Genomic DNA, 13,473 nt, shown 5'->3' with positions numbered 1-13,473 from the left:
GGAAAACTAGTTGAGAACGCCCCCCGAGCGGTGCCACTGACCAGTGGCGCCGCCCCGGGGCTCAGGAACCGCAATGACCAAAGTCGACTTCTATATCCTGCCCAGCGCCGATCCTTCGGCACGGCTGGATTTCGCCTGCAAGCTCACCGAAAAAGCCTGGCGCATGGGCCACCGCATTTACCTGCACTGTAGCGATGCCGCCCAGCGTGATGACCTCGATGCGCGTTTGTGGGCCTTCAAGGGCGAAAGCTTCGTGCCCCACGGTCCCGCCGAAAGCGAGCCGGAGGGTTTGATTGTCCTGGGTCTTGGTGATGACTGCGGTCAGCATCAGGATCTGCTGGTCAATCTCGACCTGAAAGTCCCGGTATTTGCCAAACAGTTCGCCCGCGTGGCGGAAGTGGTGGTGGAAGATCCGACGATTCGTTCGGCTGCGCGGGAGAGTTTCCGTTTCTACCGCGAACAGGGCTATCCTCTGCAAGATCACCGTTTACAGCGACTCTGAGCATTCCGATGGACACTCCAAAACCGCAGCAAAATTCCGCGCATCTGCTGGATGACCTCGAGTCGATCCGCCAACTGCTCGGCGATGACAACCTGCAACCGCCCTTGCTGACCGACACGGTCATTGAAGGTGATCAGGAACAGATCCCCATGCTGTTCGACACTGTCGGCAATGCGCCGCAACCGGTCGAAACGACACCGCCACCCGCCCCAGCCGCGCAACCGTCGCCTGCCGCGAGCAAAGGCCCCGACGCCCTGCTGCACCTGGACAGCGAACTGCGCGCCGCCGCGCTATTGATCATGCAAGACGTGATCGACGACTTCGCCCCGCACATCGAAACCGAAATCAAACGTCGGCTGGATGCGCGGATGGAGCGGTTGTTGAGTCAGTACGAATAAACACCACCATTCTAATGTGGGAGCGGGCTTGCTCGCGAAGAGGCAGTAACATTCAACATTAGCGTTGGATGACAGGCCGCCTTCGCGAGCAAGCCCGCTCCCACATTGTTTTTGTGCAATGGCTGATGGTCAGCTCATCCCGCGATCAACTCGCCCTACGCCCCATGCCCCGCTATACTTGCCGGCTTTTCCTGAATAAATGCCAATAGGGTCCCGCCGCGCATGGATAAGACCTACCAGCCGCACGCCATTGAAACTTCCTGGTACAACACCTGGGAGTCTGAGAATTACTTCGCCCCGCAAGGCGCGGGCGAGTCCTACACCATCATGATCCCGCCGCCGAACGTCACCGGCAGCCTGCACATGGGTCACGGCTTCAACAACGCGATCATGGACGCCCTGATCCGTTTCCGCCGCATGCAGGGTCGCAACACCCTGTGGCAGCCGGGCACCGACCACGCCGGTATCGCCACGCAAATGCTGGTGGAGCGTCAACTCGAAGCCCAAGGCCAGAATCGCCATGATCTGGGCCGCGAAAAATTCCTCGAGAAAGTCTGGGAATGGAAGGATCAGTCCGGCGGCAACATCAGCCGTCAGATCCGCCGCCTCGGCTCGTCCGTGGACTGGAGCCGTGAGCGCTTCACCATGGATGACGGCCTCTCGGAAGCGGTTAAAGAAGCGTTCGTGCGCCTGCACGAAGACGGCCTGATCTACCGCGGCAAGCGTCTGGTCAACTGGGACACCAAGCTGCACACGGCGATTTCCGACCTCGAAGTGGAAAACCACGACGAGAAAGGTTTCCTGTGGAACCTGAAGTACCCGCTGGCCGACGGCGCCAAAACCGCTGAAGGCAAGGATTACCTGATCGTCGCGACCACGCGTCCGGAAACCATGCTCGGCGACGCCGCCGTGGCCGTTAACCCGAACGATGAACGCTACAAAGCCCTGATCGGCAAATTTGTCGAGCTGCCGCTGGTTGGCCGCCGCATCCCGATCATCGCCGACGATTACTGCGACCCTGAATTCGGCACCGGTTGCGTGAAAATCACCCCGGCCCACGACTTCAACGACTACGAAGTCGGCAAGCGCCACAACCTGCCGCTGCTGAACATCTTCGACAAGAATGCTGACGTGCTGCCCGCGGCCCAGGTGTTCAACCTCGACGGCAGCGTCAACGAGCAAATCGACGGCACGCTGCCCGCCGAATACGTCGGCCTCAACCGCTTCCAGGCCCGCAAGGAAATCGTGGCCGCCTTCGAGGCCGCCGGCCTGCTGGTCAGCGTCGACGATCACGCTCTGAAAGTGCCGAAAGGCGACCGCTCCGGCACCATCATTGAGCCGTGGCTGACCGACCAGTGGTACGTTTCCACCAAGCCATTGGCCGAGCCGGCCATCGCTGCGGTTGAAGACGGCCGCATTCAGTTCGTACCAAAACAATACGAAAACATGTACTTCTCGTGGATGCGCGACATCCAGGATTGGTGCATCAGCCGTCAGCTGTGGTGGGGCCACCGGATTCCGGCCTGGTACGACGAGTCGGGCAAGGTCTATGTCGGTCGCGACGAAGCCGAAGTGCGTGCCAAGAACAACCTCGGCCCGGACGTTGCGCTGCAACAGGACAACGACGTTCTGGATACCTGGTTCAGTTCGGGCCTGTGGACTTTCTCCACGCTCGGCTGGCCGGAGCAGACCGAATTCCTGAAGAAATTCCACTCCACCGACGTGCTGGTGACCGGTTTCGACATCATTTTCTTCTGGGTTGCCCGGATGATCATGCTCACCATGCACTTGGTGAAAAACGAAGACGGCACGCCGCAGGTTCCGTTCAAGACTGTTTATGTGCACGGTCTGGTGCGTGATGGCCAAGGCCAGAAGATGTCCAAGTCCAAGGGCAACGTCCTTGACCCGCTGGACATCATCGACGGTATCGAGCTGGAAGAACTGGTGCAGAAACGCACCTCCGGCATGATGCAGCCGAAACTGGCGAAGAAGATCGAGAAGCAGACCCGCGACGAGTTCGCCGACGGCATCGCCAGCTATGGCACCGACGCCCTGCGCTTCACGTTCTGCTCGCTGGCATCGACCGGTCGCGACATCAAGTTCGACATGGGCCGCGTCGAAGGCTATCGCAACTTCTGCAACAAGATCTGGAACGCTGCGCGCTACGTGCTGGACAAGGGCGAAGATTGCGGTCAGAACGGCGAAGCCTACGAGCTGTCCCTGGCAGATCGCTGGATCATTTCGCAGTTGCAACGCACCGAAGCCGAAGTGACTCGCCAGCTCGATCAGTTCCGTTTTGACCTGGCCGCACAAGCCTTGTACGAGTTCATCTGGAACCAGTACTGCGACTGGTACCTGGAACTGTCCAAGCCTGTGCTGTGGGACGAAAATGCACCGGTCGAACGTCAGCGCGGCACCCGCCGTACTCTGGTTCGAGTGCTGGAAGTCGCGCTGCGTCTGGCGCACCCGTTCATGCCGTTCATCACCGAAGAAATCTGGCAGCGCGTCGCGCCGCTGGCCGGTATCGAAGGCAAGACGATCATGCTGCAACCTTGGCCAGTGGCCAACGAAGCGCGTATCGATCAGGGCGCCGAAGACGACATCGAATGGCTCAAGGGCCTGATGCTCGGCACGCGTAACATCCGTGGCGAAATGAACATTGGTCCAGGCAAGCCGCTGAACCTGTTCCTGAAAAACGTCAGCGCCGAAGATCAGCGCCGCCTCACCGAGAACGAAGCGCTGCTGAAGAAGCTGGCGCGTCTGGAATCGATCACCGTTCTGAAAGCCGGCGAAGAAGCACCGCTGTCCGCCACTGCGCTGGTTGGCGAGATGGAAGTGCTGGTGCCGATGGCCGGCTTGATCGACAAGGACGCCGAACTGGCTCGTCTGGACAAGGAAATCCTGCGTTTGCAGGGCGAAGTTCAGCGCGTCGGCGGCAAGCTGTCCAACGCCGGTTTCGTCGACAAGGCCCCGGCCGAAGTCATCGAGAAGGAACGCGCCAAACTGGCTGAAGCTGAGCAGGCTTTGGGCAAGTTGGCCGAGCAGCATGCGCGGATTGCCAGTTTGTAACGGCAAGTCGCAATGAAAAGGGAGGCCCGCAACGGCCTCCCTTTTTTATGCCCATCACTTTCCCCCAAAACACCGCAAATCCTTGTGGGAGCGGGCTTGCTCGCGAAGGCATTCTTACATCCAACATTCAAGTCGCCTGACACACCGCTTTCGCGAGCAAGCCCGCTCCCACATTTGATCAGTGTGACCAGCACGATGGGCGATCGACACCACTCCTACACTGGATGTGGGACAATACCCGCCACTTTTAGCCATACCCGAATCGACAACGCCCATGAACGCCCCCCGCACACCAAGACCTGCGCGCAAGAAGCCTGACTCCGCTACCCCGGCCAAAGCCGTGGAACCCCGCGAGAAGGCTAGCCTGCACCCGCGCAATCGCCATCAGGGTCGTTACGACTTCCCGGCGCTGATCAAGACCACGCCGGAGCTGGCGAAGTTCGTGATCATCAATCCGTATGGCAAGGAAAGCATCGACTTCGCCAGCCCGGACGCGGTTCGGGTGTTCAACCGGGCGCTGCTCAAGTCGTTCTACGGCATCGCCCATTGGGACATCCCGGCCGATTACCTGTGCCCACCGGTGCCGGGTCGTGCTGACTACGTGCACTTCCTGGCTGACCTGCTGGCCAGCGTCAACGACGGCGAGATTCCTCGCGGTGCGCCGGTCAAGGTGCTTGATATCGGCATGGGTGCCAACTGCGTCTATCCGTTGATTGGCTACAGCGACTATCGCTGGCACTTCCTCGGCTCGGAAATCGACCCGACGGCCGTGGCCGCCGCCAAAGCCATCGTGCAATCCAACGGGCTGAACAAAGCCATCCAGCTGCGCCAGCAAAGCAATCCCAAGCACATTCTGTTGGGCCTGCTCGAGCCCGGCGAACGCTTTGACCTGACCATGTGCAACCCGCCGTTCCACGCCTCGATGGACGAGGCAACCAAGGGCAGCGAGCGTAAATGGCGCGCACTGGGCCGCGCCGACCCGAAACGCAAACTGCCAGTGCTGAACTTTGGCGGTCAATCGGCCGAACTGTGGTGTGAAGGCGGCGAAGCACGGTTTGTGACGCAACTGATCGCCGAGAGTGCGCATTTTCAACACAAAGTGCTTTGGTTCAGCACCCTGGTCTCGAAAGCCTCAAACCTGCCTGCGATCCAGACGGCACTGAAAAAGGCCGGTGTATTGGAAAGCCAGGTCGTGGAAATGTCTCAGGGGCAGAAGCAAAGCCGCTTCGTCGCCTGGACCTTCCAGACCAAATCCGAGCAGCAGGTCTGGCGTGAACGCTGGGCGCGCAAAAGCTGAGTAACTGACCGACGCAGATCAACTGTGGGAGCGAGCCTGCTCGCGATGGCGGCAGCACATTCAACATCAATGTGACTGAAACACCGCTATCGCGAGCAGGCTCGCTCCCACAATTGGCTCAGAGGTGTTTGCCGGCCAATCACTGAATTTCAGACACAAAAAAACCGTGCCCGGATTACGCCGGAGCACGGTTTTTTCTAACAAGTCTTACTTGTTAACAGCGTCGGTCAGGCCTTTGGCCACAACCAGCTTGATAACTTTCTTGGCAGCGATTTCGATGGCAGCGCCAGTCGAAGGGTTGCGGCCGGTACGGGCAGGACGCTCAGTCACTTTCAGCTTGCCGATACCTGGCAGGGTGATTTCGCCGCCGTTTTCCAGCTGATCAGCAACGATTTGGCCCAGTTGGTCCAGAGCGTTACGCGCGGTGGTTTTTGGCGCGTCGATAGCTTCAGCGATGTCGGCGATCAGTTGGTCTTTAGTAAGAGCCATTGTAGTGTTCCTTCCCTATCAAATTCATATGGATTGCAGAGTGCAGTGTCAGCCATCGAGCCCGATCTTCTGGATCTGGCACCCTCGGCATAACCTCGACGAGTCGGGGTTATAGATACCGAAATCAGGGTTTGGTTCGACCTGACAAATGCTGAATGCACGCTTAACGCAGTGACTTCGCGTAAGACCGGGCAAAACTAGCACAGAGACGGGGAAATATCCGCCTCTAGCTACCCATTTGGTCAGCTTTATTGCTCTAAATCGGTAAAAAACTGCATAAGGGCCTCCCCGTGACCCGGAATTCCCCCATCTCCCCCTGTAGGAGCTGCCGAAGACTGCGATTTTTTGACTTTGATTTTCAAAAACAAGATCAAAAGATCGCAGCCTTCGGCAGCTCCTACGGGGGGCGCGCTATGGCATGGTTGCAACGCCAAAACCAGAGATTGCGGTACACTGGGCGCTTTTTCGGGGGAGCACGCCCTCCTCTCTTCAATCAGCCGAGAAGCCCATGCCGATCCGTCATTGCATCGTCCACCTGATCGACAAAAAACCCGACGGCACACCCGCAGTTCTTCATGCCCGCGATTCCGAACTGGCCGAGTCCAGCGCCATCGAGTACATGCTTGCCGACCTCAACGAGAGCTACAACGCCAAACAAGGCAAGGCCTGGGGTTTCTTCCATGCCGAGTCCGGGGCGCATCCGTTCAGCGGCTGGCTGAAGGAATACCTCGACGGCGGTAAGGACTTCACAGCCTTCAGCCGGGTGGCAGTGGAACATCTGCAAAAGCTGATGGAAGAGTCGAACCTCTCTGTGGGCGGGCACGTGCTGTTTGCTCATTACCAGCAGGGCATGACCGATTACCTCGCCATCGCCCTGCTGCACCACAGCGAAGGCGTGGCAGTGACCGATCAGCTGGACGTGACCCCTTCGCGACATCTGGACCTTGGCCAGTTGCACTTGGCGGCACGGATCAACGTCTCCGAGTGGCAGAACAACAAACAGTCCAAGCAGTACATCTCGTTCATCAAAGGCAAGAACGGCAAAAAGGTTTCGGAGTACTTCCGCGACTTCATCGGCTGCCAGGAAGGCGTCGATGGCCCCGGCGAAACCCGCACCCTGCTCAAGGCTTTCAGTGACTTCGTCGAAAGCGAAGACCTGCCGGAAGAATCCGCGCGCGAGAAGACCAAGACCCTGGTGGATTACGCCAGCAGCCAGGCAAAAATGGGCGAGCCCATGGGCCTGGAAGAGTTGTCCGGGCTGATCGACGAAGAACGCCCGAAAGCTTTCTACGATCACATCCGCAACAAGGACTACGGCCTGTCGCCCGAGATCCCTGCGGACAAACGCACCCTGAACCAGTTCCGCCGCTTCACCGGCCGCGCCGAGGGCTTGTCTATCAGCTTCGAAGCGCACCTGCTGGGCTCGAAGATCGAATACGACGAAGAAGCCGGTACGCTGATCATCAAAGGCCTGCCGACCCAATTGACCGACCAGCTCAAGCGACGCAACTGATGCTCGGCGGTGTATTGAAGAAATGCCTGCTGATCTTGCTGGTGGTCATGGTTTACCAGAACTGGGGCAAGATCGAGCGGGTGTTTCACCCCTCGCAAGTGGTGTCCGAGCAGACCCAGGCCAAGGCCAACGTCGTGCTCTACGCCACTGAATGGTGTGGCTACTGCAAGCTGACCCGACGTTTTCTCGACCAGAAGGGCATTCCATACAAGGAATTCGATATCGAGAAAGATGCCCAGGCGCGCAAGGCCTATGAGGCGCTCGGAGGACGCGGGATTCCGCTGATCGATGTGAACGGGACGTTGATACGCGGGTATGACCCGGACAAGGTTCTTGCGGCGCTGGAATAACCCTTAAGATCAAAAGATCGCAGCCTTCGGCAGCTCCTACAGGGTGTACGACATCCCAATGTAGGAGCTGCCGAAGGCTGCGATCTTGGCGGTTTCCCTATCGCCAAAGCATGTCAGAGAATATCAGCGCGCTTCGATACGAAACCCGAACCGCGGAAAGTGCACATGCACCACGCCGGCCCGCTCGTCTTCGCGACGCAAAATCAATTCTTCACTGCCCGCAAACAACAACTCTCCCGCCACAGGATCAACCCCATAATCGGTCGCAGCGATCACCACTTGCTGGCCAACCTCGAACCCGTTCGGCTCATCAAACTGTTCATCCGGCAACGCCGCCGGTGTGGCGTTGCGGGCAATTGCCAAAGCTTCCTCGGCCGTCATCTCGCTGAACGCACCATGACCAAAGCCCATCACCCGGCCAAACCAGGCTGATACAGCCGGATAAGCATCCACCAACGGTGACGTCACGTGCGTCGCCTTGAGAAACCACAACGGGTGAGCCAGGGCAAAGTCGGCAATCGACGGCTCGCCAAACAGGAAGTCGCCCTGTTCGCGCTGAAGCTGCTGCTCCAGACGGGCCATAATCGTTGGCCACTGATGCCGAGCCTGTTCGGCGGACAACCGTGTAGCGCTGCCACCACTGAACAAACCGGCGCGATCGGCCAGGAACCCCTTGATCGCTTCCGGCGACAACTTGCCAAAGCGCACCGCCACCGACGCCGGCTGGAACACCAGGCTGACCGCATGCTGGAACACCACCGAATCGGCCCACGCCGCGAAGGTGGCGGTGATCATTTCCTGGCCTTCCGGAAAAAACGCCGGCAAGGCTTTTTCCTGCTCCAGACGACGAGCCATCAACGCGGTGTCGCAATAAATATCAGCGCCAATCTGCAATACCGGCGTCTTGCGATAGCCGCCGGTCAGCGCCGTCAAATCGGGCTTGGGCATCACTGGCGAGATGTTCACCGAGCGCCAGGACAGCCCCTTGAAGCCCAGCAGCAACCGGGCCTTTTCGGCGAAAGGGGACGTCGGGTAATGATGCAGAATCAACTCGGACATGCTCGGCTCCGCCGCTCGGATAAGGAGCCCGCAGCTTAGCGCGCAATCCACAAGCAGCCTACCCATCTGCCTGATGGGCGCTTATCAGTCAGATTGATAAGCCCGCAGCCGCGCTCGCCACCAGACATTCCTTGGCGCTTTTCTTGAGTTTTTTAATCAATCGTTCCTGGCGCAGTGCTTCGCTTTTGTCGCGACAGACTTCGGTGTACACCAGCGCCACGGCCGGGCTGGACAGGAAGAAGCGCGCACCTTTGCCACTTTGGTGGGTGGCGAAGCGGCGCACGGGATCGTCGCTGATCCCGCAGTAGAGTGAACCATTGGCCGCGCGAACGAGGTAGACGAACCAGGGTTTGCTGACGGGCAGCGGCGGTTCGGCGGCAATGACGGAAGATTCGCTCGAGGTGTTCACGTGACGATCAAGGCTTGTAGGAAACAAGCCGCGATCTTATCAGCGACTGGCCTGGAATGCCTTCAGCCCCTTCAAGGCCTGGGCACGAACGGCGTTTCTCACCACTGGCGTCCAACCCAGCAACAGCCCTTTGAAACCCAGCGCCTGACGCGACCAGCGCCACAGATCAAAGCTGTCGTGATGCTCGCAGATCTTGCCGTCGCGAAACACGAAACGCGCCTGGATGTCGTTGACCACCGTATTGCCAGTCTGACTGAACAGGTAGGTCGCCACCCAATGGGCTCCGCCGGTGCGTTCATCGCTACGCACGTTATCGAAGGTCAGGGAAAAATCCTTGGCCCGGGTGGTGAGCATGCGCCACATGTCGCCGGCGTCGCGCCCGCGCAGTTCGCCAAACGCCGGATCACTGAACACCACGTCGTCGGTGTAGCAGGAGCTCATGGCCTCGGCATCCAGCCGCTGGAAGGCTTGGTAGAACCGGGTGATCAAGGCGTTGTGGGCATCACTCATGGGCAGGCTCCCTGGGGTTGCAAAGTGGCTTCAATAGATTGCCTGCACGATAGTCAACAAATGCGCGGAACACTATCGGCATTCGTGGCCCGAATACCGACAGTGCGCAAAACGTCAGACTTTCTCGCTTTGCACCTGAACGTACAACGAACGCCCGGCACCGAAGCCGGCGATGATCGCACCGAGGCCGATAACGCCGAAGATCCAGCCCACGGCGCTCCAGCCGCCAGTCCAGTCATGTACCACGCCAACCGCGAACGGCCCCATGGACGCCAGGGTGTATCCGAAGCCCTGGGCCATGCTCGACAGGTTGGCCGCGACATGGGCATCCCGCGAACGCAGCACGATCAGGGTCAACGCCAGGCTGAACGTGGCGCCCTGCCCCAACCCCAGCAGGATCGCCCAGCCCCACAAGCCATCGATCGGTGCATAAAGGCAACCGAACAGACCGCCGAGGGTCATTGCCATGACGATCACGATCGCCAATCGCTGATCCTTGCCACGGGTCGCCAGCCAGGGTGCCGCCAGCGAGCTGATCAACTGGACAATCACCGAACCCGACAGCACCAGACCGGCTTGGGTTGGCGTCAGGCCGCGGCCGATCAGAATCGACGGCAGCCAGCCAAACACGATGTAGGCCAAAGACGATTGCAGGCCCATGTACAAGGTCACTTGCCAGGCCAGCGGATCACGCAACAGCCCTCGGACCCGATAGGCAACATGGTGCGCGCCGTGTTTCTGACCGACTTGCGGCAGCCAGAAAATCGCCGCGACCAACGCTGGAACCACCCAGAAACCGAGACCCAAGGCCCAGCTTTTGTCGAAATGTTCGCTCAACGGCACCGTCGCCCCAGCCGCCATGGCCGCGCCCAGGCACAGGGCCATGGTGTAGACGCCGGTCATGGTGCCGGCCTGTTTCGGGAAATCGCGTTTAACAATGCCAGGCAGCAGCACGCCGATCACCCCGATACTGGCGCCGGCCATCACGCTACCGGCGAACAGGCCGACCTCGCCGAACGAGCTGCGCAACATGATCCCGCCAGCCAGCATCAGAAGAATCCCCAACACCACCCGTTCGGCACCAAAACGTCGCGCCAGCACGGGCGCCAAGGGTGCGAACAGACCGAGGCAAAGTACCGGCAAGGTCGTCAGCAACCCGGCCTGGGCAGCCGAGAGCCCCAGCGTCTTCGAGATCTCGCTGAGCATCGGCGCCATGCTCGACAACGCCGGACGCAGGTTCAGCGCCACCAGAATCAGGCCGAGCAACAGCAGCCATGGCCGCTGAAGGACCGGGTGAGTTTGCTGAACCTGTTCGTCATCGGCCTCGGCGTCGATCAACAGCTCTTCGAGCTCCGCCGTACGCTTGCGCTCAATGATGCTGCTGTTGCTGGCCTGCTGGGTGGACATGGGGTTCTCGGTTTCAAGGTTCATTGATCAACTGCCTCGACAGGGCTTTTGCCCGTTCCGGGTCGCGTTGCTCGACGGCCTCGAGCAGTTCTACATGAAGGTCGAACACCGCTTGGCGTCGAGGTGAGATGTTCAAGGTCTGGCGCAAGTGCGCGCCGACGATGCTGGAGAAATAGCGATACAGCTCGCTGAGTGTCGGGTTGTGCGCCGCATCCACCAGACGGCGATGGAACACCAGATCGCAGGCGATATAGGTGTCGAGATCTCCGTGGTAATGACTGCCGCTGACGCCTAGCGCTTCGCGCAATGCCACGAGGTCTTCATCGGTGCGGCGTAACGCCGCCAAGCCAATGGCTTCGACTTCCAGAATGTGCCGGGTTTCCCGAGCCTGTTCCTGAGTGCAACGGGACAGCGCCTTCATGGTGTCCAGCGGATCAATCACCGCCCGCAGATAGCTGCCGTCGCCCTGACGGATTTCGATCAACCCGGAAAACGCCAACACGCGCATGGCTTCACGCACCGTGTTGCGGCTGATGCCCAACTCGGCGGACAGCTCGGGTTCGGTAGGTAAACGCTGGCCGACCGTCCATACACCTTCGGTGATGCGCAAGCGCAACTGATCCAGGGCCTGATCGACCAAGGACCGCTTTATGAGTGGAGAAATTTCTGACATTGAATTCGCCCTTTCATCCAATCATAGGATGAATTTTCTGACATGTTAGTCAGCTACGCGTAGGACGGCAACCGCCTACGTTCAAAGGGCAGGAGAAAGAGCGGGATTTTCGATTAGTCAAAATTACCCTTTAAGGGTAATTTTAGGGACAGGGCAAGCGGCTTCTTATGGAAAAGAATACCCCCCACTACGACTTGGCAGTGGTCAAGGCGGAGATTGTCAGACTGGGCAGAAAGGCATTCACCCGGCGGGCTCTGGAATCGGGCAATGACATGGGCTTAAACCTCTGCCAAATGATCCAGGCGACCTGCGCACTGGAACGCCGAATGCTCTTCAAATCCATGACCACCTATGTCGACCACCGGGTCTGGCAAGACGTTTATCACACAACATTTCATGGAATGGAGATTTACATCAAAGTGTCTTACCGCCCCGGTGGTGGACATCCGGTAGTCTCCTTCAAGGAGAAAAACGTATGAGAACGCAGCAATGCGTCAACTGCGGTACTCACGATGGAATGGGGCACTTTGAAGGACGCACCCTCTCCGTCAATTACAAACAAATGTCTCGATTTGTTAACAATCTTGCGGGCTGGGAATGCAGAGTTTGTGGGGAAATCGAATTCGATCATGACACCGACAGCGCTGACCGTTATTCGGAAGCAGGCGATCAATTGCTCAAGGACTGCTTGCAACTGATCGGCTCCGAGATAAAGCGCATCCGCCGTAAACTCCACCTTACGCAAAAAAACGCAGTGCAGTTGCTGTCCGGCGGTGGGAACAATGCTTTTTCGCGGTATGAACGAGGCGAGCTACCTGCGCCAAAACCGTTACTCACACTAATGCAGCTATTGGATCGTCATCCCTATTTGCTGGCTGAAATTCAGGTCTTGAACGAAGGTGCCGCCCTCAAACAACTATTGGCCGCTCGCCATCCGGAACGGGAGGCAGAGCTCACCTCCTGACCCCATACGCAGAACAAAAATAAACCCGGAACACTGTCCGGGTTTATTTCACTGCCAAGCGCCAATCAATGCAGGATCTGGCTCAGGAACAGCTTCGTGCGCTCGTTCTGCGGGTTGTCGAAGAAGTCGTTCGGCGCGGCCTGTTCGACGATTTCACCCTTGTCCATGAAGATCACGCGGTTGGCCACGGTACGGGCGAAGCCCATTTCGTGGGTCACGCAGAGCATGGTCATGCCGTCTTCGGCCAAGCCGATCATGGTGTCCAGAACCTCTTTCACCATCTCTGGGTCGAGTGCTGAAGTCGGTTCGTCGAACAGCATGATTTTCGGTTTCATGCACAGGGCACGGGCAATCGCCACACGCTGTTGCTGACCACCAGACAGTTGCCCCGGGTATTTATGCGCCTGCTCTGGAATGCGTACGCGCTCCAGGTAATGCATGGCGATTTCCTCGGCCTTGCGCTTGGGCATCTTGCGTACCCACATCGGCGCCAGGGTGCAGTTCTGCAGGATGGTCAAGTGCGGGAACAGGTTGAAGTGCTGGAACACCATGCCGACTTCACGGCGGATCGCTTCGATCTGCTTGAGGTCGTTGGTCAACTCCACGCCATCGACCACGATGCGGCCCTGCTGGTGTTCTTCCAGACGATTGAGGCAACGGATGGTGGTGGATTTGCCGGAACCCGACGGGCCGCACAAGACGATGCGCTCGCCCTGCTTGACGTTCAGGTTGATGTCTTTCAACACGTGGAACTGGCCGTACCACTTGTTCACGCCCTGCATCTGAATAATGCCTTCAGGGCTCACAGGCTGTTTGATCGCTTCACTCATAAA

Annotated in this window: 15 protein-coding genes; 8 read left to right on the top strand and 7 right to left on the bottom strand. The window is 58.8% G+C overall.

Features of this window, described 5'->3' with window-relative positions; translation table 11 throughout:
* Window positions 1-73: 73 nt before the first annotated feature.
* The 4 genes from AC1RQB_RS09495 (at window position 74) to rlmF (ending at window position 5,266) form a co-directional block, all read left to right on the top strand.
* A complete protein-coding gene (locus tag AC1RQB_RS09495; RefSeq protein WP_008072051.1) occupies window positions 74-502 on the top strand; it encodes a DNA polymerase III subunit chi in 429 nt (142 codons plus the stop codon).
* An 8-nt stretch (window positions 503-510) separates the two neighbouring features.
* Window positions 511-900, top strand: coding sequence for a hypothetical protein (locus tag AC1RQB_RS09490; RefSeq protein WP_008072054.1), 390 nt, complete (start codon window positions 511-513; stop codon window positions 898-900).
* Between the two features lie 222 nt (window positions 901-1,122).
* A complete protein-coding gene (locus AC1RQB_RS09485; protein WP_063341466.1) occupies window positions 1,123-3,969 on the top strand; it encodes a valine--tRNA ligase in 2,847 nt (948 codons plus the stop codon).
* Window positions 3,970-4,243: 274 nt separating this feature from the next.
* Entirely contained in the window at window positions 4,244-5,266 is a 1,023-nt protein-coding gene (gene rlmF / locus AC1RQB_RS09480) for a 23S rRNA (adenine(1618)-N(6))-methyltransferase RlmF (RefSeq protein ID WP_007905515.1), read from the top strand.
* A gap of 207 nt (window positions 5,267-5,473) precedes the next feature.
* Here rlmF and AC1RQB_RS09475 read toward each other — a convergent pair whose 3' ends face one another.
* Window positions 5,474-5,755: an HU family DNA-binding protein gene (locus tag AC1RQB_RS09475; protein ID WP_007905514.1), complete on the bottom strand. Its 282-nt coding sequence runs from the start codon at window positions 5,753-5,755 to the stop codon at window positions 5,474-5,476.
* A 508-nt stretch (window positions 5,756-6,263) separates the two neighbouring features.
* Here AC1RQB_RS09475 and yejK point away from each other — a divergent pair.
* Together yejK and AC1RQB_RS09465 are read left to right on the top strand one after the other, a co-directional pair.
* Window positions 6,264-7,268: a nucleoid-associated protein YejK gene (yejK, locus tag AC1RQB_RS09470; protein WP_007905511.1), complete on the top strand. Its 1,005-nt coding sequence runs from the start codon at window positions 6,264-6,266 to the stop codon at window positions 7,266-7,268.
* The gene (locus AC1RQB_RS09465) at window positions 7,268-7,618 is read left to right on the top strand and encodes a glutaredoxin family protein (protein ID WP_063341467.1); all 351 of its coding nucleotides are present in this window, start codon (window positions 7,268-7,270) and stop codon (window positions 7,616-7,618) included. Before yejK ends, AC1RQB_RS09465 begins: the two co-directional genes overlap by 1 nt.
* Window positions 7,619-7,741: 123 nt before the next feature.
* Here AC1RQB_RS09465 and AC1RQB_RS09460 read toward each other — a convergent pair whose 3' ends face one another.
* The 5 genes from AC1RQB_RS09460 to AC1RQB_RS09440 all read right to left on the bottom strand — a co-directional run bounded on the left by AC1RQB_RS09460 (window position 7,742) and on the right by AC1RQB_RS09440 (window position 11,676).
* On the bottom strand, window positions 7,742-8,677 hold the full coding sequence (locus AC1RQB_RS09460; RefSeq protein ID WP_008072068.1) for a glutathione S-transferase family protein: 936 nt from the start codon (window positions 8,675-8,677) through the stop codon (window positions 7,742-7,744).
* Window positions 8,678-8,765: 88 nt separating this feature from the next.
* On the bottom strand, window positions 8,766-9,086 hold the full coding sequence (locus AC1RQB_RS09455) for a GIY-YIG nuclease family protein (RefSeq protein WP_007905504.1): 321 nt from the start codon (window positions 9,084-9,086) through the stop codon (window positions 8,766-8,768).
* 39 nt (window positions 9,087-9,125) lie between these two features.
* Entirely contained in the window at window positions 9,126-9,596 is a 471-nt protein-coding gene (locus tag AC1RQB_RS09450) for a nuclear transport factor 2 family protein (RefSeq protein ID WP_063341468.1), read from the bottom strand.
* A gap of 114 nt (window positions 9,597-9,710) precedes the next feature.
* Entirely contained in the window at window positions 9,711-11,027 is a 1,317-nt protein-coding gene (locus AC1RQB_RS09445; RefSeq protein ID WP_008072076.1) for a CynX/NimT family MFS transporter, read from the bottom strand.
* Window positions 11,017-11,676 carry a FadR/GntR family transcriptional regulator gene (locus AC1RQB_RS09440; RefSeq protein WP_063341469.1) on the bottom strand — a complete coding sequence of 220 codons (660 nt, stop codon included), beginning with the start codon at window positions 11,674-11,676 and terminating at the stop codon, window positions 11,017-11,019. The genes AC1RQB_RS09445 and AC1RQB_RS09440 overlap by 11 nt, the downstream gene beginning before the upstream one ends.
* 167 nt (window positions 11,677-11,843) lie before the next feature.
* Here AC1RQB_RS09440 and AC1RQB_RS09435 point away from each other — a divergent pair, with 167 nt between their 5' ends.
* Both AC1RQB_RS09435 and AC1RQB_RS09430 read left to right on the top strand, forming a co-directional pair.
* Window positions 11,844-12,155, top strand: a complete 312-nt coding sequence (locus AC1RQB_RS09435) for a type II toxin-antitoxin system MqsR family toxin (protein WP_008072080.1) — start codon at window positions 11,844-11,846, stop codon at window positions 12,153-12,155.
* Window positions 12,152-12,640 (top strand): type II toxin-antitoxin system MqsA family antitoxin, encoded by a 489-nt coding sequence (locus tag AC1RQB_RS09430; RefSeq protein WP_063341470.1) that lies wholly within the window; start codon window positions 12,152-12,154, stop codon window positions 12,638-12,640. Before AC1RQB_RS09435 ends, AC1RQB_RS09430 begins: the two co-directional genes overlap by 4 nt.
* 65 nt (window positions 12,641-12,705) lie before the next feature.
* Here the strand turns inward: AC1RQB_RS09430 and AC1RQB_RS09425 are convergent, their stop codons facing one another.
* The gene (locus AC1RQB_RS09425) at window positions 12,706-13,470 is read right to left on the bottom strand and encodes an amino acid ABC transporter ATP-binding protein (protein ID WP_008053474.1); all 765 of its coding nucleotides are present in this window, start codon (window positions 13,468-13,470) and stop codon (window positions 12,706-12,708) included.
* Window positions 13,471-13,473 lie beyond the last annotated feature (3 nt).

The organism is Pseudomonas sp. GW822-FHT02E03 (genome assembly GCF_058802325.1).
Note: the sequence above shows the minus strand (reverse complement) of the source record. Positions and strands in the feature narration are given on the sequence as shown.